This window comes from Ruminococcus sp. AF31-8BH (assembly GCF_003460605.1).
Taxonomy (GTDB): Bacteria; Bacillota; Clostridia; order Lachnospirales; family Lachnospiraceae; genus Blautia_A; species Blautia_A acetigignens.
On sequence record NZ_QTVN01000003.1, the window covers coordinates 68,153 to 91,832 of the forward strand.

The window sequence follows — 23,680 nt, forward strand, 5'->3', positions numbered from 1 at the left end:
TATTTTCTTTTTCTTTTATTTTTTATATAATATAAATAATTAAACATTGTTATGATTCTTTGAGGAAGGATATTGAATTATGAGCACAATCACCTTATGTTATTCCCCGGACTGCGAAACCATCTCTTTTGCAGCTGCGGAGCTGGAGCGTTATTTAAAGGCAGTCAATCCTGCATTCGCCTTTTCCCATGCTTCGGAGAGTTCTGCTGCCAATGACTGCACCATCCATCTAAACACGGATCTGGATCCGGAGCTTTCATCCGGTCTGGATTCCAGAGCCGATGACCTGTTTTTGATTTCTCTTTCCAATGGAAAAGGAAGCATTCAGGGAAGCAATCCGCGAAGCGTGCTTCTTGGTATGTATGCATTTCTCCGCAGGCTTGGCTACCGTTTTCTTTTGCCGGATGAAACCGTTATGCCCCATCAGCTTTCCCTTGCAGACCTGACCTGTTCTTACTCACACAGAGCCTCCCTGCGCCACAGAGGCGTCTGCATTGAGGGGGCTGACTCTCTTGAAAATGTTCTGGATTTTATTGACTGGCTTCCCAAGCTTGGATTCAACAGCTTCTTTCTTCAATTTAAGGAGCCCTATATTTTTCTGGAAAGATGGTATCATCATACCCTGAATCCAACAAAGGATCCCATGGAACTCACGGAAGCATTCCTGCAGGACTGCTACAAAAAAATGCATGAAGCTATGAAAAAGCGTTCTCTTCTCCTCCACGCCGCCGGACATGGATGGACCTGTGAAGCCATCGGGCTGCCATCTATAGGATGGGTGCCAGAAAAAGCAAAGCCTTCCCCTAAGGTTCAAAGGCTTCTTGCCCTGGTCAATGGAAAAAGAGAATACATCGACCGTATTCCCATGAATACCAATCTATGCTACTCTGACCCGGAAGCCATCGACCGTTTCTGCAATACAGTGGTTGATTATGTAAAGGAGCACCCGGACACAGATTATCTGCACATCTGGCTGGCAGATGAATACAACCATATCTGCGAATGCGAAAGCTGCCGGAAAACCACTTTGTCGGATCAGTATGTACATCTTTTAAACTTGATTGACCAGCGCCTTACCCAAGAACATCTGGACTGCAAGCTTGTGTTCCTTCTTTATCAGGAGTTGCTGTATCCGCCTGTAAAGGAACGGTTCCAGAATCCGGACCGTTTTGTCCTCATGTTTGCTCCCATCAGCCGGACCTTCCGGGAATCCTATCCGGACAGGATCCAGGAGGTTCCCATTTCGGAATACAGGCGCAACCAGATGGTTCTTCCTGTCACCATTGAGGAAAACCTTACCTTTCTCGCAAAATGGCAGAAAATTTTTGACGGGAACAGCCTGGTTTACGACTACCCTCTTGGCCGTGCCCACTATGGGGATTTCGGCTATGTTTCCATCAGCAAAGTACTTGCAGGGGACATTCATCATGTAAAAAACCTCCATCTGGATGGCTATATCAGCTGCCAGGAGCTACGTGCATTCCTTCCAAACGGACTTCCCAATTATGTAATGGGATATCTGACCCTTGACACAGAAGAAAGCTTTGATTCCCTTATGGATGAATATTTCCAGGCAGCCTACGGTTCCATGGCTGATGAAGTCAAAGAATACCTAACCCGGATTTCCCAGCTGTCAGACTGTGATTACTTTAACCACATCGGTCCCAGAACCAATCCTGCTGCTGCCTGGAAATACCAGCAGCTTTCTGATTACGTGTCCGGCACAGCAGAAGACCTTTTAAATCGCGCCAAAGACAGCCATCAGATTTCGGACCGCTTCCAAAAGCTGCTGACTTTTCACAGGGAATATGTGCTTTTGCTTACAGATGCACTGGTTTCTCTGGCATCCGGTGACGCGGATGCAGCTGATGAGAAATTCAGCCTTTTTGCAGATTTTGTACGGAAAAAAGAAGATTTTATCCAGCCTTATCTGGACGTATACCGGATTCAGGAGGTTGCACACCGCTATACCGGATTTTCCCTGCCGGAAGAACGGACGTCCCAAAATTAAGACTGGCACTATCAAAAATTCAGAGGGAGAAAATTATGTATCAGACTTCCAATTCCAAGCTCACCAACCGAGAACGAATTCTTGCATGTATTTTCCGCAATCCTTCCATTTCCAGAACCGGAATTGCACAGCTTACAGGTATCACGCCTGCCACCGTCAGCCACACCATTTTCCAGCTTCAGCAGGTGCAGCTGGTTTTTGAAGCAGGACATGACCTGGAGGATTCCTCCTCTGCCGGACGAAAGCGTGTGTCTCTTGATATCCGTCCGGAATACGCAGCTGCCCTCGGACTGGAATTTACCAAAAAAACGCTGACTGCATGCGTTACAAATTTAAAGGGAAAGGTTCTCTACCAGTATCAGATTCCTTATTCTGAAAACTTAAGCCTTACCATCACGGAAACCATTATCCAGGTTCTTCAGATGGTTTTAAAGGACTGCGGCATTCCCCTTGATTCTTTTTGCGGAATCGGGATCGGGGTTCCCGGCCATGTAACCGAAAAGGGCACCTTTGTGATCAACAGCAGCAATATCTGGCAGACCTTTGATGCCAATAAGATCCGGGATGCCTTTTCCCTACCTGTTGTATTTGAAAACAATGTGCGCTGTATGGCCCTTGGACAGTACCTTTTCCACCCGGATTACACCCCGGAGAATTTTGCCTTTTTCCATGTGGGTGCGGGCATGTTTTGTGCCAATATTGTGGATGGCAGTCTTTTTACCGGACATACCTTTATCTCCGGGGAGATTGGACACATCATTGCCAACCCCAATGGACTGCGCTGTGAATGCGGCAAGCAGGGCTGCCTTCAGACTGTTGCCAGCGAGTCCTGGCTGATCAAAAACACCCGGCAGCTGTACCAGCTGGACAGCTTCGGGATTCTCCACAGACTGGTCTCCTCTCCGGAGGAAATTACCACAGAAACTATTGCTGCGGCTTACTCCCTTGGGGATGAAGCGGTGTGCACCATTGTTTCCAATGCGCTGAAGTATCTGGGAATCGCCATCTCCAACATTGCGATCCTGAATAATCCGGAAAAAATATACCTGCACGGACAGCTTTTTTCCCACCCGCTGGTTCATTCCGAACTCAGCAGCATTCTCACACAGCAACTTACCTTTGTGGAAAATGACTATGTAAAAAATTTCGAGATTTGCCCATTTGATACCCTGGACGGTGCTACAGGGGCCTGTGCCCTTGCCATCCAGAAGATCTTTTTGAAGAAAGGCCTGACAGAATAATATGACATTAAAAGATATCGCCAGGGAAGCGGGAGTTTCCATTTCCACAGTTTCCAGAATCATCAATGGCAACTCCACCAAAGCCGCAAGCAAGGAGCTGCAGGACAAAATATGGAAAATCGCACGGGCAGGCGGCTATGCGCCTAATACCTCTGCCCAGACCCTGAAGCAGAAAGTTCCTGTGAAGAAAACAACTTCTCCTTCTATTGCCTGTCTTTATGCCCGCAGCCAGGATGCACAGAATGATGCTTTTTTCTCGGCGCTGACTAGAAGCATTGAGCAGGAAGCCCGCAGGGAAGGCTATGTGGTGAAGTACTCTTTTTCTGCTCTGGATATCCACACTCCTTCTGTTTGCGAGCAGATTGAGAAAAATGAGGTGGACGGAGTTGCCATTCTGGGACGATGCGATGCGGCTACCATGAAATTTATGAAGGAACATTTCCGCAAGGTGATCTATACCGGTCTTAACCCTCTGGATGCAAGCTGGGATCAGGTGATCTGCGACGGCAATGCTATTGCCGCTGATGCTGTGCGCCATCTGATTTCCCTGGGACATGAAAAAATCGGCTATATTGGGGAGACCTGCAACGAGATCCGCTATCAGGCTTACTGCAATACCCTGGCGGATCATCACATTGCCTTTGACAAAAATGTGATTGCCAATGTGCCCGGTTCTTCTGAGGGCGGCTATCAGGGTGCTCGCCAGGTTCTGAAACGTTCTTCCAAGGTGACTGCTTTTTTCTGCATGAATGACATTACCGCCATCGGTGCCATCCGGGCTATCAAGGAATGCGGCTATCACATTCCAAATGATATCGCGGTGATCAGCATGGATGATATTGACATCGCACAGTATATTTCTCCCATGCTTACCACTATGCACATCCCCATCGAAGAAATGGGCCGCATGACCGCCAAGCTCCTCATCGACCGCATCAACAACGGCCACACCCTCCCCATGAAGCTGTCCCTGCCCTATTATCTTGCGAAGAGGGAAAGCTGTCCGTGAGGGGGATGAAAGTGCAACTGTCGAGTTATTCTCGGTAGTTCAAACTAAGGAACAATGTAACGTTAAAAAATGAATTTACTATAACGGTGAACAAAATTCGTCAAAGAAAGTAATAAAATTAATACATGGAAAATAGTGATTGAGAAACGAAGGTAAACTGGTTATAATAAAAAAAAGTACAGAACAAACATTCGGATTGTTCTGTACTTTTTTTATTGGGAATGATATAATGCAGACATAGTTATACTAAAGGAAATATACTGTTATTTTTTCAGGAAAAGATCAGGAGAAAACTATGGATCATTTTGAATTGCATTCGGAATACAAGCCAACTGGGGATCAGCCGCAGGCGATTGCGGAACTGGTGAAGGGATTTAAGGAGGGAAATCAGTTCGAGACTTTGCTAGGGGTGACGGGGTCTGGTAAGACGTTTACCATGGCGAATGTTATTGCGCAGCTGAATAAGCCTACTCTGATCCTGGCGCACAATAAGACGCTGGCGGCGCAGCTTTATGGGGAATTTAAGGAGTTTTTCCCGGAGAATGCGGTGGAGTATTTCGTCTCCTATTACGATTATTACCAGCCGGAAGCATATGTGCCATCCTCGGACACCTACATTGCCAAGGACTCTGCCATCAATGACGAGATCGACAAGCTCAGGCTCTCTGCCACTGCTGCCATGTCTGAGCGCAAGGACGTTATCATCATCTCCTCCGTATCCTGTATTTACGGACTGGGTTCTCCACAGGAATTTCAGGACATGATGATCTCGCTTCGTCCGGGCATGACCAAGGACAGGGATGAGGTCATCCGAGAACTGATCGACATTCAGTACACCCGCAATGAGATGGATTTTCACCGAAGCACCTTCCGTGTCCGCGGGGACACTCTGGAGATTTTTCCGGCCAACAGTTCTGATACGGCTGTGCGGGTGGAATTTTTCGGAGATGAGATCGACCGGATTTCGGAAATTGATGTGCTTACCGGGGAAATCAAGTGCCAGCTTGCACATATCGGTATTTTCCCGGCATCCCATTATGTTGTGCCTGCGGAGCAAATCCAGAAGGCGGCAATTGCCATTGAGGAAGAATTAAAGGAACGGGTAGATTATTTCAAAAGCGAGGACAAGCTGATAGAAGCCCAGCGAATTTCTGAGCGTACCAACTTTGATATTGAAATGATGAAGGAAACCGGATTCTGTTCCGGCATTGAGAACTATTCCCGTCATCTTTCCGGTCTGGAGCCGGGGCAGCCCCCTTACACTCTTCTGGACTATTTCGGGGATGATTTTCTCCTTATTATTGATGAGTCCCATAAGACCGTTCCACAGGTAGGCGCCATGTATGCAGGTGACCAGAACCGGAAGCAGACACTGGTAGATTACGGCTTTCGTCTTCCCTCTGCCAAGGACAACCGTCCTCTTAGCTTTGAGGAATTTGAAAATAAGCTGGACCAGGTTCTGTTTGTGTCTGCCACTCCCGGTGACTACGAATATGACCACGAGCTTCTCCGTGCAGAGCAGATCATCCGTCCTACCGGACTTTTGGATCCTAAGGTGGAGGTTCGCCCTGTAGAGGGTCAAATCGATGACCTGATTTCCGAAGTCAACAAAGAAACTGCTAAGAAAAACAAGGTGCTTATTACCACTCTTACCAAGAGAATGGCTGAAGATCTGACTCAGTATATGAAGGATGTAGGAATCCGTGTCCGCTATCTTCATTCGGATATTGATACTCTGGAACGTGCGGAAATTATCCGCGATATGCGTCTGGACGTATTTGACGTGCTGGTTGGAATCAACCTGCTGCGAGAGGGACTTGATATTCCGGAAATCACTTTAGTCGCTATTCTGGATGCGGACAAGGAAGGCTTTCTCCGTTCCGAAACTTCCCTGATCCAGACCATTGGACGTGCTGCCCGAAACAGTAATGGCCATGTTATTATGTACGCAGATGTGATGACGGACTCCATGCGAAACGCCATTGAAGAAACCAACCGCCGACGGGAAATCCAGGAAGCTTATAATGAGGAGCACGGTATCACACCTACTACCATCAAGAAAGCGGTCCGTGACCTGATTGCCGTTTCCAAGGCTGTTGCAGAAACAGAGGTGAAGCTGAAGAAGGATCCGGAATCCATGAGCAAAAAAGAGCTGAAGAATCTGATTTCCCAGCTGGAGAAGCAGATGCGCCAGGCTGCCGCAGACCTGAACTTCGAGCAGGCCGCCGAGCTGCGTGACAAGATGATTGAACTGAAGAAGAATCTGGCGGATGCCGAGAAATAACTTACATCCACCCAAAATTCCAGACGATGTCTGGAATTTTGTCATGGACGCATCATTGTGGACAAAATGTGGGTACGCCCATTATTTTCCCTTGCATTCCTCCCCCAAATATGCTATACTCATGCCCGTTGAAAAGCCCTCAAAACCAAGGTCTTATAGGCTTTTCCGCCGATTCCCGGCGTAGGCCATATACCTTCCGGTATATGCCTCCGCGGCATTCGTCAAATGTCCATGCAAGCATGGCCGCTTGACCAAAAGCCGCGCGAAAATGAATCGAGTGTTCGTGACCTTCCACTCGTAAAACAAAACTAAAGGAGACAAATGAATATGAAAAACAAAAGTACCCTGTTTCTGGTGCAGGCAGCGCTGATCGCGGCTGTCTATGTTGTACTGACACTGGTGTTCGCACCGTTTAGCTATGGAGAGATCCAGGTCCGAATTTCCGAAGCCCTGACCATCCTTCCATACTTCACACCAGCTGCCATCCCCGGTCTTTTTGTAGGCTGCATCCTTGCCAATCTGCTTGGCGGTGCCATTCCTCTGGATATCGCATTCGGAAGTATTGCCACCCTCATCGGAGCTGTATTTACCTACAAGCTTCGTAACAGCAGCAAATGGCTTGCCCCGGTTCCGCCGATTGTGGCAAACGCAGTTCTGGTACCATTCGTACTTCGCTACGGATATGGAACCAACCTTCCCATCCCGCTTATGATGCTTACAGTAGGCGCTGGTGAAGTGGTATCCTGCGGAATCTTTGGTATGGTGCTTCTCACTGCACTTTCCAAATACAAGAATACCTTATTTGGCAGACAGGCTTCTGTAAAATAAATTCATAACTGCAAATACCCGATGAAGAGCTTAGTTTATTAACAATTCTCTCCATCGGGTATTTTTTCTATCATACAATCACACAATCTGCATCCGCAGACAATAGCCTAATCAAAACCATTCATCAACTCTCAGAAATTAGAGCAGGTTTGAAAAAGGCGTTCTGAGCCCTTTCCCCGCAATCTCCTATTCAATCTGTGCCTGCTCTTTCAAAAATTCCAGAAACCTCTCTACGCCCCCGCCAAGCTGCACCACGCCTTCGGGACGTTTTCCAGGAATCTGGGACACATCGAAGAACTCTCCAGCCGCTGTTTTCTCTGTCTTCATAAAGCTGTCGCTTCCGTAAATGCCTTCCTCAATTCCCACATACTCATCTCCCCAGAAGCTGCACTCCTGCGGGCTGATTCCCTCTTTCTCCTCCAGATACTCCAGAATCCGGTCCACATTATCGCTTTTGCTGGAAATTCCAACCTCCAGGTATTTGGCATCACAGGTAGGCTTCACAGTAATCCCATATCGCGCTCCTGCTGCCTCTGAAATATCCAGAAGCCCCTGCAGACCGCCTTCTACCCCATGCTTTTTCAGGCAGTCCTTCAGCAGATCCAGCTCGTTCCCCTGCATAAACAGGTTATCCCCCCTCTGGTTCTCCACCATCAGGTCGATCTTACAGTAATTCGGTCTGGAAAATACAATGTCCGTGTTCATTCCGTATTTTTCCAGAAGCTCCATGTGAATGTCAAAACAGATCCTGTGAATATCACTGAGCAGTTTCCTGTCCGGAAGCATGTCTGAGAAAACAATCTCCTGTCCATTTTCATATCTGTAATTAAAAGCCCCTCTTCCAAGGCCAAGATACAGATGCTCCAGCTGCTCCTTTGTAAAATACGAATCAAGCTTTCCCCCTGCAATATTTTCCATGGTAGTTCCGCTTACGATCACCAGATTCACCTTCTGATCCAGAAGTGGTCCCATAGCCTTCACAATCTCCTCCACAGGAGCTTTTCGGCTGAGGACAGCAGTGCCGTCCCAGTCAAAAAAGATTCCTTTATATTTCTTCTTCATAAACACTTCCCTCTCCTGGTTCCAGATGTATTTCCTTCTCGTTCAGCTTCAATGTGACAGCATCTCCTGCCGCCAGTTCCACCCTTGTCTTTTCATGGGTCAACTGAATCTTCAGCTTTCTTCCACGGTACAGAAGGTAAAACTGCATACCATTCCACTTTTCCGGTACATACGGGTGCAGTTCCAGCCCGCCGCCGTTTACGCGCACGCCTGCAAATCCATTGATAATCGCCTGCCAGGTTCCCGCCATGTTGGCCGCATGGATACCGGCATAGAAATTATCATGATAGTCATCCAAATCCATTCTGGCAGACTGTGCAAAATATTCATAAGCCTCATCATAATATCCGATCTGGCACGCCAGCATTCCAAATACGCAGTTGGAAAGGGAAGAATGATGCAGGGTCACTTCCTGATAAAAATCATAGTTTCGCTTCAACTCTTCCTTACTGAAGAAGTTGCTGTGCAGATAAAGTCCAAAAATCGCGTCCGCCTGCTTGCACATTCTCTGTCTGTAGACAAACAACGGATGATAGTTCTCATACAGAAGATGTCTCTTCTCCGGCGGGATTCTGGAATCATCCCATGGGCGAAGCATCATAAAACGGTCATCCAGGGCATACACCTGACGGTTTTCATCATATGGAAAATACATGTTCTCCACAATTTTTTCCCAGTATGCAGTTTCCTCCTCTGTAATTCCCATTCTGGAAACAAATGCCTCATACACATCCGCTCTGGCTTCCTTTAGCATCTCCAGAGCCTTCAGTGCATAGCGGATATTTTCCCTTCCCATCAGGTTGGTATAGAAATTGTTGTCTGTAATGGCGTTGTACTCATCCGGTCCGGTCACTGCGCAGATGCAATATTTTCCGCCCCTGCACTCTGCAAAATATCCCACATCCGCCCAGACTCTTGCGGTTTCCACAAGCACCTCAGCTGCCATGTCCTTGAAAAATTCCAGATCACCGGTCACGCTTACATACAGCCAGAACGCATAGGCAATGTCCGCATTAATATGATACTGTGCCGTTCCAAGTGGAAAATAGGTGGAAGCTTCTTCTCCGTTAATGGTACGCCATGGATATAAGGCTCCCTTTGGATGTCCCAGAACCTTTGCACGGTCACGGGCCTGATCCAGAGTGCGGAAACGATATTCCAGAAGCTTCTTTGCCAGCTCCGGTGCCGTGTAAACAAATACCGGCAGCACATACATTTCCGTATCCCAGAAATAATGTCCCTCATAGCCTTCCCCGGAAAGTCCCTTTGCGCCCATTCCGGTGCGTCCGTCTCTTCCGGCGGACTGCATAATATGAAACAGGTTGAAGCGGATTCCCTGCTGTAGTGCCTCGTCATCATAGATCTGCACATCGGAAATCTCCCAGAACTCATGGATTTTCGCCTGCTGGGCATCAAACTCTTTCTGCCATCCGCCCTCAACAGCTTCTTTCAGTTCCTTCTTTGCAAATCCTTCCAGCTTGCCAGCTTCCATATCCTGGCTGGAAGTATAAACCATAAATTTCTCGCAGGTAATGGTGGTATTTTCCGGAACCTCCATTCTGCTTTCACACACAGCATGCCTTTTCTCTTCGTCTGTGCCAAAAACAGTCACAACCTCCCCGGCTCCTGCTATTTTGTATTCACTTGCGCATGCCATTGTCATGCCGCTCTGCAGGGTCGTGCCCTCGTAATACAGCACCCCATCCTCAGCCTGAAGCTTGTCCATATGCAGTCTGCTACCAAAAGGACCGTAACCGATCAGAGGATTGGTCTTTCTGGTATGATTCTCCACATCTCCATTCAGATGGGAACAAATGCGGATCTCCCCAGAAAAATTCACAGGCGTAATCTGGATCTGCTGGTACATCCGGTTTTTGTGCACCAGGGAAACAAAGCGCTTCATCACAAGCTGCAGCTTTTTCCCCTTTGGTGAAGTCCAGGTCAGCTTTCTTTCCACATATCCGTCCTGCATATGAAGGACACGGCTGTAATCCTCCACCTTGCCGGTTCGCATGTCGAACAGCTCGCCGTCCCCATAAATTTCCGTTTTCTTCAAATCCGGCAGGTTCAGAAGGGACTGGCTTTTGGTTGGAAAACCGTAATTCCACTCTCCATAAGGAATGTCCACACTCTCATAAAATCCGTTGATAAAGTTTCCTTCCAGACCTTCATCAACGGAAAAATCATATCCTTCCTCGAAGGTACCGCGGGTTCCAATGTATCCGTTGGAAAGTGCAAAGGTTGTCTCATTGCGGTAGTTGGTCTCCATGGAAAATTCTGTCTCTGTAATGTTCCACGGCTCTACCGGGTAAATTGGTTTCTTATTGATATCCATATTCTCATCCTTTCACAGCTCCTGCAGTCAGACTCTCCATAACCTGTCTCTGCAGCAGAATAAACAAAATAATGGTAGGAAGTACCGTCATCACAACCGCCGCAAACAGCGCGGAATAGTTGTTTGCAAAGGTTCCCATATAATAGTTCAGCGCAATCGGCACAGTTCTGGCACGGTCGCCGCTTGTAAGCATCAATGCAAAGTAGAACTCATTCCAGATGTTGATAAACTGGATCATAGCAATGGTCACAAGTCCCGGCTTTGCCAGAGGCAGAATAATATGCAAAAAGGTCTGGATAAAAGTTGCCCCGTCAATATAAGCGGATTCTTCCAGTGCTGTAGAAATGGTTTTGTAATAGCTGACCATAACAAAGAAGGACATTGGAATTCCCATTGCAGAGTACACAATGATCAGGCCCAGCTTTGTATCAAAAATCCCAAGCTTCTGGAAAATGGCAAACAGCGGCTGGGAAATCGCCTGTGCCGGAAGCATTAAGGATGCGGAGATCAAAAGCACGATCAGGGTTTTCAGCTTAAACTGAAATCTGGAAATCACGTAGGCACACATGGCAACCAGTGCCACTGTCACCAGCACGCTGACGCATACAATGATCACGCTGTTCATGAAATATTTCAGGATCGGCGCATACTGAAGAGCTGCCTTGTAGTTATCCAAACTGAATCTGGACGGCCAGGACAATGCGGAGGAGTTGATTTCCGCATAGGATTTAAAGGAACTGATAAACGCCCACACGATGGGTGCCAGGGAAATAAAGATCAGCAGGATCATAAAGAAATACTTGAAAAAGGACGCGATCCCGTTTTTCACTTTGCTTGTTTTTCTCATTATGCCGCCTCCTTTTTCTCACGGAACAGACCTTTGATCAGAATAACCAGGGTAATTCCGATGATGATCTGAACCACGCCCACTGCGTTTGCTTTTCCATAATTGTTTTCCAGGGTTGCTGCTTTATACAGGTAAATAGGCAGGTTCAGGGTAGACGTTCCCGGGCCGCCCTTTGTGGTCATGTAAATAATATCGAACTGGGAAACCATGGCAACACTGGCAAGGGTTACGCAGGTTCCGCATACATTTCTCATCAGGGGCAAGGTGATATAACGGTCTGCCTGCCAGGGCGTTGCGCCGTCAATGGCTGCTGCCTCATAAATTTCCTTGCTCACAGCCCCCATCTCTGCCAGGAAAATAATGGTGTTAAATCCAGAGTAGAAAATCCAGGTTGCGGTTACGGTCCAGAATGCATATCTGGAATTTCCGAACAGGTTTGGAACCATGGCATAGTTCACGCCAAAGAAATCCAGAACAGGCTTCACAATTCCAAACATAGGATTCAAGAGCAGGGTAAACATCACGCCGGTTGCCGCTGTAGGAATGATATTCGGGATCATGTAAGCAGTTCTTGCGATTTTCCAGCCCTTTGGCTTTCTTCGAAGAACAAGGGCCATGGCAAGACCTACGCCTACGTGAAGAGTAGACTGCAGCACTACCCACAGAAGGGTATTTCGGATGGAACAGATAAAGTCACTGTCGCTAAAAATTGTAATGAAGTTTTTGATTCCCTGAAAGGCAGGTGCGCTAAATGCTGTATAATCACACAGAGAGGTGTAAAAAACCGTGATGATTGGAGCCGCATACACAAGCGCGAACAAAATCATGCAGGGAATGGTAAACAGGAAAATCCATATTTTTTTATTTTTCGTATTCATTCTTTCTCCCCATAAAAGCAGCCTGTCACCAAAGCTGTATCAGGTGACAGGCCTTTTACATTATTCCAGATTCTTTGCTGCCGCTTCTGACAGTTTTGTGCAGAACTCTTCTGCTGTGATGTTTCCATATGCCAGTTCCGGAAGCTCTGTTGAGAATGTATCGATTGTGTTCTGATACCAGTATGCCTGATTCTGTCCGTAAGTCACGCCTGCTTTTCCCTGGATCTCAAGTGCCTGTGCCATCAGAGGATCGCTCTCAGAAAGGGTCTCCGGGATCTCAAGATTGTCAGATACAGGCTGTAATCCGGTCATTTCCAGTGCCTTGATCTGGTTTTCCGGTGTGGTCTCAAATTTCAGGAATGCAACAGCTGCCTCGATCTTTTCAGGATCGGTAGCACCTACCATATCACCAGGTGTTGGAACCATTTCCATTCCGTTTCCAGGAAGAAGCATGATGCCGACTTTGTCATAGAAGCCTTCCGGTGCTTTCTCTGTTTCGGAGAAATCCGGGATCATCCATGGTCCATTCGGGAACATTGCAACTTCACCGTTGAAGAAGTGGGTTGCCATCGGATCGTATTTGCCGCCAACTGCATCTGGTGTTGTGTAGTTCTGGAACATTTTCTGGATGTTCTCAGCTGCTGCGATTACTTCCGGTGTATTGTAGTCTGTTGGATACATGGTGTTCATCCACTCATTTCCAGCCTCTCCGTTGGTTCCGATCAGAGCGCTCATCCAAAGGTTGGTCAGCCAGCCGGAGTCCGCACTGTCCATTCCGATCGGGGTGATTCCTGCTTCTTTTAACTTGTCGCATGCTTCGAAAAACTCATCCCAGGTTGCATAAGCAACTTCCGGTGCTTCGATTCCAGCCTGCTCAAACAGGTCTTTGTTATAGTAGATATAGGAAACCTCTTTGGAAACCGGGATGCCGTAGATCTTGCCGTCTACTGTATTGAATTCCAGGGAAGTATCGTCAAACAGAGATTTCCACTCCGGATCCGCATCCAGATAAGGGGTCAGGTCTGCTACCTTTCCGGATTTTGCAGCCAGCTCAATGATGTTGTTTCCGCCGTTGAAAACGATGTCCGGCAGATCTCCGCTGGAGATGAGAAGCTTGATTTTCTGGTTGAATGCATCTGTAGTAGGAATTTCCTCAAAGCTGAACTCTACATTCTTGCCTTCCTCTGTCTGCTGGAAAGCCTCGAACAGATAGGAATAATACTCAGCTGCGTAGTCGGTTCCTACGTGATAGTTGATTACGCTTAAGGTTACTTTTTCATCATCGGCAGCCATTACAGGTACAGCCATTCCTGCACACATAGTTCCGATCAGTGCTGCTGCCATAATTTTAGAAATCATTTTTCTTTTCATGATGTTCCTCCTTCGTTTCGGTTGATGACTGTATTATAGCCTGTAAAGACGCATTTTTTAATAAAAGACCTTGTGCTGTTCCTTGGAAATTCCTGCATATTTTTCACAAAATTTTCACATATCATGCCCATTCATTCTACTGTTTAAAAATTTTGTCCTCTTCTTTAAAATACATGACATTCCTGCAAATTTAATTGATGTACTTTTTTAAATGTGGGATAATAATATATTATGATCGAGAATTGCGGGAGCTGCTTTGCAGCGGAGCAATTCGTGGATATCAAGTTAGGGGCAAAAGACCTTTTGCCCTAACATCATATTATATAAGGAGGTCTTCCAGTTTTGGCCAAGCGTGCTCCTAAGAAATATCCCTCTCTCAGATTTTTTATTACCGTCACCATCATGATCATTGTAGGGCTGGTTCTGGTATTGTCTGTGGGATTTTATTATATCAAAACATCTTCTATATTAAGAAAAACCTCCCGGGATTCCATTGTGCGGGAGCTAAACCAGGTCAATGATACCATACAGGATCAGGTGGAGATCATTGATTCCATCATTCCCCTTTTCATGTCCAATGAGGTGATCCAGAATGCGCTGGAAAATCCGGGAGCCGGAATCAATTATCCTTTTTCCGTAGAGCGGCAGATGTCCTACATCTACAATAGCTCCGCCCTCTCTGAGAAGAACTTTACAGACTCCATCTATATTTACAACAGCCGTTCCACGGTCTACCACGCTTATACTTCTGGAATCCTGGAAAATGTGGACGACACCTCCGAGTTTCTGCAAAGCACTATTGATTCCGCCAACCCGCACCTGATGTGCTATACGTCACCGCTTCACGACCAGAATATGTATTTTGCCCGCAACCTGTACAGCAGCAATTCCGGGAACCGGATCGGCATGATCGTCATCAACATCAATGCACAGAAATGGATCGAATACTGCTCCAAAACCATTGATCCGTCCTGGTTTATTATGCTGTTTAACAAAGAATTTTCCCTTAGTTCGGACTCTGATTTTTCAAAGGATCAGCTTCTGGATCTCTATTCCAGTCTGACTGCACAGAAAAATTCCGTTTTGTTTAAGGAGCAAAGCTTTGGAGGCCGTGATTATTTCATGGCATCCCAGTCCCTGGAACGGCTTGGACTTACCTCTGCAGTGGCCGCCCCCAAGGACCTGCTTTTGGAAAACCTGAACAGCACCCTGAAGTCTTATCTTCTGGTGACTCTGGCTGTGGCACTTCTTTCCCTGATGGCAGCCTTTATTATTTCCCGGGCAGTCACCCGCCCCATTGACACCATGATCTTTCACATCAATGAGATTTCAAAGGGAAACCGAAGCGCTCTTCCACCGGAAGGCTTTTACCAGGAATTCCGTGTGTGGGCACAGTCCTTTAACCAGATGCTGCTTCAGCTTGACACCTATTACCAGGATATTTACCAGCAAAAGCTGCTGATCAAGAACGCCGAGATTCGGGCACTGCAGTCCCAGATGGACCCCCATTTCCTTTTCAATGTGCTGAACACCATTGCCTGGAAGGCCCAGATGATCGACAATGAGGAAATTTACGAGATGGTGATTTCCCTGGGAAGCCTGCTGAAAATGAACACCCTTTCCCGGAACCACAATTTCACCAGCATTTCCATAGAAATGGAATATGTACGGCTTTACGTGTATCTTCAGCAGATGCGCTTCGAGGACAAAATTTCCTGTGACATCCAGATTCCGGAACAGGTACTTTCCTGTGAAATTCCCTGCCTTTCCATCCAGCCCCTTGCGGAAAACGCCATTGTCCACGGCCTGGAGCCCAAGAAGGGAAAAGGCCATCTGATCATCCAGATCATAGAGGGAGACGACAGCCAGCTGGAAATCTGTATTATAGACGATGGAATCGGTTTTGAGGTGATCCCGGACATTCAGTCCATTGCCTCCTCCGAGAAGGACAGCCACACCCACATCGGCATGAAAAACCTGGACAAACGGCTGAAGCTGCTTTACGGACCGGATTCGGGCATCCGGATCACAAGCATTCCAAACAAATGCACCACCGTTTCCTTCCACATTCCAAGAAAGGAGTTTACCCATGATATTTAAGCTTCTTGTAGTTGACGATGAAGTCACTATGCGAAAAGGTATTTCCAATTACATGAACTGGGCGTCCATTGACTGTCAGGTTGTGGGAAGCGCTTCTGACGGCGTGGAAGCCATGGAATTTCTGAAAAGCCAGCCTGTGGACATTGTGATCACGGACATCAAAATGCCTGCAGCAGACGGCCTTGAGGTGGCGCGCTTTGTCCACGAAAACTATCCCCGGACAAAGGTGATCATCCTCACCGGCTATGCGGATTTTGAGTATGCCCAGACTGCCATTAAGTATCACGTAACCTCTTTCATCTTAAAACCCACCAACAAAAAGGAACTGTTCGCCGCAGTGCAGGAAGCCCAGAAACAGCTGATCGTCTCCCAGCAGCAGGAGAACATTGCAAAGGAAGGAGTCTTTTTCCTGAAGGATCAGCTGATGCAGGAGCTCACCGACCATCTCTGCACAGAGGAATTAAAGGAAAAGCTTCTCTCCCTTGGGCTTCACATGGACTGCTATTATGTGGCAGCCTTCAAGCCATCCTCCGATGAGCCGGATCTGTCTGCCCTGAAAAAGATCGTCATCGAAGAGAAAAAGAACACCTACTGCTACCGCTACAATAACCTGATCCTTAACGTGTATTTCCAGAATCAGCCCTCTGCTTCTGTTCCGGAATATATTCTGGAAAACTGCCGGGAGATTTCCGGTATTGTAAAGGCTTTCAGCTCTTCTGAGATCCTTACGGGGATCAGCGCCCTTCATCAGTCTCCGGAGGCTTTCCAGACTGCTGTTTCCGAGGCGATCCAGGCTCTTACCCATAACTTTTACAGCGAACAGAATATTTCTGTTTTCCACACTGCTGGCCCGGAAGAGCCTGCAGAGCTTTCTGTAGAAAACTCCCTGGATCTGTACCAGATTGAAAGCAGCCTGAACAACTGGGATTTCCAGGAGGCCGCTTCTGTTTCCAGCCACATTTTTTCCAAGTTCAAAACCAGCTTTACCAATTCCCAGGATGCCAAGAACATCTGCTCCCAGATCTACTACATCTGCTGCCGTGTCATGGTAAAAAAGGAGCTGGATCCGGTGCCCATTTTGTATCTGGAAAAGCTTCTGGGATCCCGGGATATTTTTGCCCTGGAAAATACAGTGACGGAAATTATGGAATACACAAGAGAGAACAGCATGTCCGCCCACGCAGTTCCCAACTATATTATTGAAAACACCATCCGTTATATTTCCCAGAACCTGGCGGGAAATCTTTCCCTGGACGTTATTGCCCAGGAGCTGCACATTTCCCCTTCCCATTTGAGCCGTACCTTCAAGAAAGCCACCTCCGGTTCTCTTACTGAGTACATCAATAAGGAACGGATCAGCAAGGCAAAGGAGCTTCTCCAGAATACAAACCTGCTCACTTATGAGATTGCGGAGGCAGTAGGCTACAAAGACGCCACCTATTTTTCCTCTATCTTCCGCAAATATGAGGGAATCAGCCCTTCTGAATATAAAGCGAAGTTTTTTGTTGCACAATCTTCTCATATCCCTTATAATTAATTCATTAATCTTTTAACATATTAAAGAGGGAAAGTAGAGGAAAAACAAATGAAAAATCTATGGACAAAATGGACTGGGATTGCTCTTGTGAAGCGAATCCTGGTAGGTCTGATCCTGGGCGCCATCCTGGGAGTGGCAGCGCCTGGTGCCACCAGCATTGCCATTCTGGGCGATGTATTTGTAGGTGCCTTAAAGGCCATCGCACCCCTTCTGGTATTCTTCCTGGTTATCAGTTCACTGTGCAACGCAGGAAAATCCCACGGCGGCGTCATCAAAACAGTGGTTGCGCTTTATATGTTCAGTACTGTTCTGGCAGCTGTGATCGCTGTATTTGCCAGCATGATCTTCCCGGTACAGATAACGCTGACCAATGCGGCAGCTGATGCCACAGCGCCGCAGGGAATTGTGGAAGTTCTGAACAATCTTCTTCTAAACGTGGTTGCCAACCCCATCTCTTCTCTGGTAAACGCAAACTATGTAGGAATCCTTACCTGGGCTATTCTTCTTGGACTTGCCTTCCGCGGCGCTGGCGACACCACCAAGAAAGCACTTGCAGATATTGCAGACGGCACTTCTCTGGTAGTCAGCTGGATCATCAACCTGGCACCATTTGGAATCTTCGGCCTGGTATTTAACACCGTATCCACCAACGGACTGGATATTTTCACTACCTACGGAAAACTTCTTGCCCTTTTGGTTGGCTGCATGCTTTTCATTTACTTTGTAACCAATCCCATTCTGGTTTACTGGTGCATCCGTCAGAATCCTTATCCGCTGATCCTGCACTGCCTGAAGAAAAGTGCCATCACAGCCTTCTTCACCAGAAGCTCCGCAGCCAACATTCCGGTAAATATGAAAGCCTGCGAGGAAATGGGACTTGACCGTGATACCTACTCCGTAACCATTCCTCTTGGCGCTACCATCAATATGGACGGAGCTGCCATCACCATCACCGTTATGACAATGGCAACTGCTTTCACACTTGGAATCCATGTTGACATCCCAACTGCTATCATCCTCAGCCTTCTTGCAGCACTTTCTGCATGCGGTGCTTCTGGTGTGGCAGGCGGATCCCTTCTTCTGATTCCTATGGCCTGCTCCTTGTTTGGAATTTCAGATGATATCTCCATGCAGGTAGTTGCAGTTGGATTTATTATCGGAGTCATTCAGGATTCTGTGGAAACCGCACTGAACTCTTCTTCCGACCTGCTGCTTTCTGCTTCTGCAGAGTTCAGACAGTGGAGACTGGAAGGGAAGAAAATTACATTCTAAGTAAAACAGTATCTGGCACATTTTTGAGGTCTGTATGGAAGTTCGCCAGCTTCCATGCAGCCTCTTTTTTGTTGATTTCTTTTACCAATACATTTCCCCAACACCCTCTGATTTATGCGTGGCAGGCTTTCTCTCACAAATACTGCATCATATCTTTTCTTTCATTGAAATCCCCGCAGCTTCTTCAGAATCCGTTTCTCCATCCTTGACACCTGCACCTGGGACACTCCCATTTTCTTCGCCACATCCATCTGGGTCATATCCTGGAAATACCGAAGTCCGATCAGCTGGCGCTCCTCTGGCTCTAACTTTCTCAGCATTTCTTCCAGGAAAATCTTATCCAGAAGCTTCTGGTGGCTGTCCTCTTTCTCCGGAAGCCGGTCCACCAGCTGCAGGTCTGTGCCGTCCCCTTGGTACACCGTCTTATAAATGGAGTCCACCTCAGCCGCAGACTCCATGGTCATGGCAAGCTCCTCCACCGGCATGTCCATAGCTTTGGAAAGCTCCCCCATATCCGGCTCCCTTCCCAGCTTTTTCTCCATTTCCTCCCGCACTTTATAGATTTTATACTGGTTTTCCTTTATGGAACGGCTTACCTTCAGAATGCCGTCATCCCGAAGAAAACGCTTGATTTCCCCGACAATCATAGGTACTGCATAGGTAGAAAACTTCACATCAAATTCCGGATTGAACTTATCCACTGCCTTCAGAAGACCGATGCTTCCAATCTGAAACAGATCCTCCATTTCCACCCCTCTTCCAAGAAAACGCCGGGTTACACTGTATACCAGTCCCATGTTCTCTGCAAACAAGGTATCTCTTGCTTCTTTATCCCCCTGGTGAGCACGCCCGATGAGAGCAAGAGTATGGTCCATGTGTCCTCCTGATCATTTTCCTATTTTTTTGCTCATATGCACACAGGTTCCTTTCCCCACCTGGGAAGTCACCTTCACCTCGTCCATAAACGCCTCCATAAATGTAAATCCCATGCCGGACCGATCCTGGTCTGCCCGGGTGGTATACAAAGGCTCCATAGCTTTGGCAATATCCGGAATCCCCACGCCGTCATCCTCAATGTCCAGATAAATGGTGTTCTCCTTGAGCCTGCATTTCATCCGGATCTTATGTATCTCCCCTTTGTATCCGTGGATGATACAGTTGGTAACCGCTTCCGATACGGCAGTCTTTAAGTCCGCTACTTCCTCAAGAGTGGGATTCAGCTGGGTGCAGAAAGCCGCAGCCGTCACCCTTGCCAGCCCCTCATTCTCCGGCCTGCTGTCAAAAATAATGGTCGCCTCGTTTGAATTTTCCATTATACGCTCCTCCCTTCCATCTGTGTTTCCGGCTCTGTTTTTTCCACTTCCAGAAATCTGCTCACTCCTGACAGTCTCAAAAGCTTCTCAATATACCCGCTTACATGGCAGGCCTTCATGCACCCGGAGCGCATGCCAAGAGCCCGGTACCGGCCCATAATCAGCCCCACCCCGGAGCTGTCCATAAACTCGGTATCCCCAAAGTCAAAGCAGATGGTCCGGATGTAGATTTTTCCCATAATGCGGTCGGACTCTCTGCGAATCAGTTCCGATGCCGGATGATCCAGTTCCTGTGGCAGCTTAATATTCAGACAAGTTCCCGTGGTTTCAAAAACAGGTTTCATGCGTAAAAACCCCCTTATTTTATTCTTTCCATAAATTGATTTTTTATGCACACTCTAAGACGAAAAAAGGGATGTACAAAAACTGTACATCCCCAATCCAGAGGTTCCTCTTAACTGTATTTCCGGTCAAGATATCCATGAATTGCTCCGCTGCAAAGCAGCTCCCACAATTCTCATCATTCATAATAATGAAAATCGCCGTCCTCATCGTAATATCCGTCTTCTTCGCTGTAGTCGGAATTATCGTAACCGCTGTCACCGGACTCATCATAACCTGATTCATCCGTCTGATAATCCGTTCCGTCACTGCTTCCATCGCCGGAATCTGAACTATCCGTACTTCCGTCAGAAGTGCCGTCACTCTTGATTCCGGACACTCCGGTCTCCGAACAGATAGTATTATAAATTCCCTTTACATCATCACCGATCTGATCCTCATAGACCTTCTGGATCTCCAGCGCTGCTGCGTCATACTCATTCTGCTTGTAGGCCACATAGGCATTGAGAAGCGCCTGATAGCTGGTACTCTTCTTCTGCTCGCTGTCAAGCTGCAGGGTAACCTCCTCGGCTACATCCCCGGATTCCTTGGCCTGTCCCTGGACTCTGGTAAGCTCTGCTCCCTGGCTTGCCAGGGATTCGCTGTACTGCACGATCTGCTGGTTAGCCTCCCGGTAAATCCCCTGCTTGATGGCAGGCACTGCCAGAAGCCAGAACGCCGCTGCTCCCGCCGCAACACCTACCATCAGGGTCACAAACAGGGAAATCCTGGAATTCTCTTTATAGGCAGCAGACTGCACTGCCGCGTTTCTTGCCACCTCATCCCCATAGGATTCTTTGGCTTTCTTTCCAAACAAGCCCTTCTTCTGCTGATCCAGTCTGGTGGTTACCCCAGTGCGCTCATCCACTTCCCGCAAGAAGCGTAAGGTGGTGGTATTGGTCTTATCAATGCGCGCCGCTTTTCTCAGGATCCTTCTTGCTTTGCCCCAGTCATGGTTCTTCATGTAAATAAGGGCCAGCAGATGATATCCCTTGATCAACTTGGAATTCTGGGTAAGGATCTTCCGCAGCTGGATGGCTGCCATGTCCTCATGTCCGTCCCGGCAAAGAGCCAGGGCATTGTTGTATTTCCGAATGGTCTCGTTGATGGCGTCCAGCTTGTTGGAGTTCGCCTGAAGACGATTGATATATTCGTTTGCAATATTTCGGGTAGGTTGCAGATTCTTGCTGATCACCCACTCGCTAAGTGCCGCAACCACCTCTCCGGTTTCAAAATAAACAAGTCCCAGCAGATTTCTCGCCTGTATGTTCCGTTTGTTAAAGGTAAGGCTCTGCTTCAGACAGTTAACGGCTCCTGAAAGGTCACGGATACTGGCCTTCTCCAAGCCCTGATTGTAGTAAAGTTTGGAGAGATACTCCACCTTTTTCTGGATCAGGACGTTGCACCCGCAATGAGGACAGTAATCCAGGTCCTTATCTGCCAGGAACGCGCCGCAATTCATACAATTCATTCAGTATCTCCTGTTCTATTTCATCCTGCGTCCGCTCTTGGACTCCCTCAGCATCTCCTGAAGGATATCCAGAATATCGGTCAGTTCTCTGTCGTAAATAGCCTCTTCCGCGTCTGTCACATCCAGACATGGCTCAAATTTCTTCAGTTCCTCTTCGTAATCGATCATAAAATTCCTCCATAAACTCCCCGCATTTATTTCTGCAAAAGAGCCTTAATTTCTCCCACCAGGTAAAGAGAGCCTACACAGAACAGCATTCCGTCCTCTCCCTTCGACTCACATGCCATATGAAAAGCCTCCGCAATATGATCAGAATTGCCCACTTCTTTACAGCCTTCCTTCCGGAAAATCTCTGCCAGATCAGCAGATGGCACCTCTCGGTATCCTCCTACCTCTGTGGTTACAACCTTCCGGAAACGGATTCTGCTGCAGATGGTATGGATCATGTCCTGATAATCCTTATCGCTTACCGCGGAAAACAGAAGGGTCAGCGGATACTCCTCCTGAAAACGCTCCGCAGTTTCCACAAACCTGCGGACACCATCCTCATTGTGTGCGCCATCCACGATCACACCTGGCAAAATGGTCTCCATTCTGCCCTGCCATCTGGTGTTCCTGATTCCTGCCTGCAGCTGCTCCATGGTCACCGGAATCTCATCTTTCAGCACTTCCATGGCAGTCAGTGCCAGAGAAGCATTCATCACCTGATACCATGCAATAAACGGAATGTGGAAGCTGGCATTCCCATAATAACTGTCCTTCAGGGAAAAATCAATGCCGTCTTTGTTATTTCCAAGCACTTTCGCCCCGTCCTGAACCACTTTATATGCCGGACTTCCAAGTTCTTTCGCCTTGGCAGCGATCACCTCTGCGGCATCTGAATCATTTCCGTCATAAATTACAGGAACTCCCGGAACAATAATTCCAGCTTTCTCTCCAGCAATCTCTCTTACCGTATTTCCCAAAAACTGCATGTGATCCAGACTGATGGAAGTGATCACGCAGGCTACCGGATTCTCCACTGCCGTAGTTGCATCCAGTCTTCCCCCAAGTCCTGTCTCCAAAGTCACATAATCCACACCAGCCTCAGCGAAGATCACCATTCCCATAAGGAACAGCATCTCAAAATAAGTAGGATGGTAGCTTCCCTCTGCCACCAGCTCATCTGCCAGCGCCTTCACTCTCTCAAAAGCCTTCAGAAATGTCTCATCCTCAATATTCACCTCATTGATCTGAAAACGTTCATTAATCTTCACCAGATGGGGAGAGGTAAACAATCCGCAGGAATACCCTGCCTCCCTGAGAATAGAAGTCAGGAACGCACAGGTGCTTCCCTTCCCATTGGTTCCCGCAACATGTATCACCTTAAATTTCTCCTGTGGATTCCCCAGTCTCCTCAGACATTCTCTGGTATGCTCCAGACTGTTCTTCGTCGTAAACTTCGGAGTCTCCTCAATATAAGCAACCGCTTCCTCGTAATTCATACTCTTCAACCACCATTTTTATCTATTGTATTTCTTTATGTAAAATCACTTCATCTGTGCACAATGCACATCCGTAATTACTCTACCATTATATAATAGTCACACCAGAAGTCCACCCCTAATCGTAACTTTTTATCCGACAAAACCCGCCGCACCAGATAGCGGATATTATACGTAAAAAAAGGAGAGGACACTGTCTGAGCTCCAACGGAGCAAGTTTGTCCTCTCCTTTCTTCGGTTTTAGCAAAATTCTGCC

General features: G+C 47.4%; 19 protein-coding genes. 8 read left to right on the forward strand and 11 right to left on the reverse strand.

What is annotated here, in order from left to right:
- Window positions 1–79: 79 nt before the first annotated feature.
- From DWZ38_RS04690 to DWZ38_RS04710, 5 genes are all read left to right on the forward strand, one after another.
- Window positions 80–2,011, forward strand: coding sequence for a DUF4838 domain-containing protein (locus DWZ38_RS04690; protein ID WP_117850525.1), 1,932 nt, complete (start codon window positions 80–82; stop codon window positions 2,009–2,011).
- 35 nt (window positions 2,012–2,046) lie between these two features.
- Entirely contained in the window at window positions 2,047–3,252 is a 1,206-nt protein-coding gene (locus DWZ38_RS04695; RefSeq protein WP_117850528.1) for an ROK family transcriptional regulator, read from the forward strand.
- Between the two features lies 1 nt (window position 3,253).
- Window positions 3,254–4,261, forward strand: a complete 1,008-nt coding sequence (locus tag DWZ38_RS04700) for a LacI family DNA-binding transcriptional regulator (protein WP_021924487.1) — start codon at window positions 3,254–3,256, stop codon at window positions 4,259–4,261.
- A 295-nt stretch (window positions 4,262–4,556) separates the two neighbouring features.
- Complete coding sequence (gene uvrB / locus DWZ38_RS04705) at window positions 4,557–6,545, forward strand: excinuclease ABC subunit UvrB (protein ID WP_021924488.1); 1,989 nt, start codon at window positions 4,557–4,559, stop codon at window positions 6,543–6,545.
- Between the two features lie 327 nt (window positions 6,546–6,872).
- Complete coding sequence (locus DWZ38_RS04710) at window positions 6,873–7,373, forward strand: QueT transporter family protein (protein WP_021924489.1); 501 nt, start codon at window positions 6,873–6,875, stop codon at window positions 7,371–7,373.
- Between the two features lie 186 nt (window positions 7,374–7,559).
- Here DWZ38_RS04710 and DWZ38_RS04715 read toward each other — a convergent pair whose 3' ends face one another.
- Genes DWZ38_RS04715 through DWZ38_RS04735 form a run of 5 tightly spaced genes read right to left on the reverse strand, consistent with a single transcriptional unit; the run spans window position 7,560 to window position 13,866 of the window.
- The gene (locus tag DWZ38_RS04715; protein WP_021924490.1) at window positions 7,560–8,435 is read right to left on the reverse strand and encodes a hypothetical protein; all 876 of its coding nucleotides are present in this window, start codon (window positions 8,433–8,435) and stop codon (window positions 7,560–7,562) included.
- A complete protein-coding gene (locus DWZ38_RS04720; RefSeq protein WP_117850530.1) occupies window positions 8,419–10,770 on the reverse strand; it encodes a glycosyl hydrolase family 65 protein in 2,352 nt (783 codons plus the stop codon). The genes DWZ38_RS04715 and DWZ38_RS04720 overlap by 17 nt, the downstream gene beginning before the upstream one ends.
- 4 nt (window positions 10,771–10,774) lie before the next feature.
- The gene (locus DWZ38_RS04725) at window positions 10,775–11,617 is read right to left on the reverse strand and encodes a carbohydrate ABC transporter permease (RefSeq protein ID WP_117850533.1); all 843 of its coding nucleotides are present in this window, start codon (window positions 11,615–11,617) and stop codon (window positions 10,775–10,777) included.
- Window positions 11,617–12,495, reverse strand: coding sequence for a sugar ABC transporter permease (locus tag DWZ38_RS04730; protein WP_021924493.1), 879 nt, complete (start codon window positions 12,493–12,495; stop codon window positions 11,617–11,619). Before DWZ38_RS04730 ends, DWZ38_RS04725 begins: the two co-directional genes overlap by 1 nt.
- Before the next feature lie 60 nt (window positions 12,496–12,555).
- Complete coding sequence (locus DWZ38_RS04735; protein ID WP_117850535.1) at window positions 12,556–13,866, reverse strand: extracellular solute-binding protein; 1,311 nt, start codon at window positions 13,864–13,866, stop codon at window positions 12,556–12,558.
- Between the two features lie 342 nt (window positions 13,867–14,208).
- On the opposite strand from DWZ38_RS04735, the gene DWZ38_RS04740 reads away from it, so the two are divergent.
- The 3 genes from DWZ38_RS04740 to sstT are packed head-to-tail and all read left to right on the forward strand — an operon-like array spanning window position 14,209 to window position 18,775.
- Complete coding sequence (locus DWZ38_RS04740; protein WP_243000157.1) at window positions 14,209–15,966, forward strand: sensor histidine kinase; 1,758 nt, start codon at window positions 14,209–14,211, stop codon at window positions 15,964–15,966.
- Window positions 15,956–17,503, forward strand: coding sequence for a response regulator (locus DWZ38_RS04745; protein WP_117850538.1), 1,548 nt, complete (start codon window positions 15,956–15,958; stop codon window positions 17,501–17,503). Before DWZ38_RS04740 ends, DWZ38_RS04745 begins: the two co-directional genes overlap by 11 nt.
- Window positions 17,504–17,551: 48 nt before the next feature.
- A complete protein-coding gene (sstT, locus tag DWZ38_RS04750) occupies window positions 17,552–18,775 on the forward strand; it encodes a serine/threonine transporter SstT (RefSeq protein WP_117850540.1) in 1,224 nt (407 codons plus the stop codon).
- Window positions 18,776–18,936: 161 nt separating this feature from the next.
- On the opposite strand, the gene DWZ38_RS04755 is transcribed toward sstT, so the two are convergent.
- From DWZ38_RS04755 to DWZ38_RS04775, 6 genes are all read right to left on the reverse strand, one after another.
- The gene (locus DWZ38_RS04755) at window positions 18,937–19,650 is read right to left on the reverse strand and encodes a SigF/SigG family RNA polymerase sporulation sigma factor (protein ID WP_021924498.1); all 714 of its coding nucleotides are present in this window, start codon (window positions 19,648–19,650) and stop codon (window positions 18,937–18,939) included.
- Between the two features lie 12 nt (window positions 19,651–19,662).
- The gene (gene spoIIAB, locus DWZ38_RS04760; RefSeq protein WP_117850543.1) at window positions 19,663–20,088 is read right to left on the reverse strand and encodes an anti-sigma F factor; all 426 of its coding nucleotides are present in this window, start codon (window positions 20,086–20,088) and stop codon (window positions 19,663–19,665) included.
- Window positions 20,088–20,432 (reverse strand): anti-sigma factor antagonist, encoded by a 345-nt coding sequence (locus DWZ38_RS04765; protein WP_021924500.1) that lies wholly within the window; start codon window positions 20,430–20,432, stop codon window positions 20,088–20,090. Before DWZ38_RS04765 ends, spoIIAB begins: the two co-directional genes overlap by 1 nt.
- 176 nt (window positions 20,433–20,608) lie before the next feature.
- A complete protein-coding gene (locus DWZ38_RS04770) occupies window positions 20,609–21,940 on the reverse strand; it encodes a hypothetical protein (RefSeq protein ID WP_117850545.1) in 1,332 nt (443 codons plus the stop codon).
- 15 nt (window positions 21,941–21,955) lie between these two features.
- Complete coding sequence (locus DWZ38_RS22125; RefSeq protein WP_021925740.1) at window positions 21,956–22,108, reverse strand: hypothetical protein; 153 nt, start codon at window positions 22,106–22,108, stop codon at window positions 21,956–21,958.
- Window positions 22,109–22,134: 26 nt separating this feature from the next.
- Entirely contained in the window at window positions 22,135–23,424 is a 1,290-nt protein-coding gene (locus DWZ38_RS04775) for a folylpolyglutamate synthase/dihydrofolate synthase family protein (protein WP_117850547.1), read from the reverse strand.
- Between the last annotated feature and the right edge of the window lie 256 nt (window positions 23,425–23,680).

Bases quoted from the DNA above. Each gene is read 5' to 3' on its own strand.
- DWZ38_RS04690 (WP_117850525.1), top strand. From the start codon at position 80: ATGAGCACAATCACCTTATGTTATTCCCCGGACTGCGAAACCATCTCT.
- DWZ38_RS04695 (WP_117850528.1), top strand. From the start codon at position 2,047: ATGTATCAGACTTCCAATTCCAAGCTCACCAACCGAGAACGAATTCTT.
- DWZ38_RS04700 (WP_021924487.1), top strand. From the start codon at position 3,254: ATGACATTAAAAGATATCGCCAGGGAAGCGGGAGTTTCCATTTCCACA.
- uvrB (WP_021924488.1), top strand. From the start codon at position 4,557: ATGGATCATTTTGAATTGCATTCGGAATACAAGCCAACTGGGGATCAG.
- DWZ38_RS04710 (WP_021924489.1), top strand. From the start codon at position 6,873: ATGAAAAACAAAAGTACCCTGTTTCTGGTGCAGGCAGCGCTGATCGCG.
- DWZ38_RS04715 (WP_021924490.1), bottom strand. From the start codon at position 8,435: ATGAAGAAGAAATATAAAGGAATCTTTTTTGACTGGGACGGCACTGCT.
- DWZ38_RS04720 (WP_117850530.1), bottom strand. From the start codon at position 10,770: ATGGATATCAATAAGAAACCAATTTACCCGGTAGAGCCGTGGAACATT.
- DWZ38_RS04725 (WP_117850533.1), bottom strand. From the start codon at position 11,617: ATGAGAAAAACAAGCAAAGTGAAAAACGGGATCGCGTCCTTTTTCAAG.
- DWZ38_RS04730 (WP_021924493.1), bottom strand. From the start codon at position 12,495: ATGAATACGAAAAATAAAAAAATATGGATTTTCCTGTTTACCATTCCC.
- DWZ38_RS04735 (WP_117850535.1), bottom strand. From the start codon at position 13,866: ATGAAAAGAAAAATGATTTCTAAAATTATGGCAGCAGCACTGATCGGA.
- DWZ38_RS04745 (WP_117850538.1), top strand. From the start codon at position 15,956: ATGATATTTAAGCTTCTTGTAGTTGACGATGAAGTCACTATGCGAAAA.
- sstT (WP_117850540.1), top strand. From the start codon at position 17,552: ATGAAAAATCTATGGACAAAATGGACTGGGATTGCTCTTGTGAAGCGA.
- DWZ38_RS04755 (WP_021924498.1), bottom strand. From the start codon at position 19,650: ATGGACCATACTCTTGCTCTCATCGGGCGTGCTCACCAGGGGGATAAA.
- spoIIAB (WP_117850543.1), bottom strand. From the start codon at position 20,088: ATGGAAAATTCAAACGAGGCGACCATTATTTTTGACAGCAGGCCGGAG.
- DWZ38_RS04765 (WP_021924500.1), bottom strand. From the start codon at position 20,432: ATGAAACCTGTTTTTGAAACCACGGGAACTTGTCTGAATATTAAGCTG.
- DWZ38_RS04770 (WP_117850545.1), bottom strand. From the start codon at position 21,940: ATGAATTGTATGAATTGCGGCGCGTTCCTGGCAGATAAGGACCTGGAT.
- DWZ38_RS22125 (WP_021925740.1), bottom strand. From the start codon at position 22,108: ATGATCGATTACGAAGAGGAACTGAAGAAATTTGAGCCATGTCTGGAT.
- DWZ38_RS04775 (WP_117850547.1), bottom strand. From the start codon at position 23,424: ATGAATTACGAGGAAGCGGTTGCTTATATTGAGGAGACTCCGAAGTTT.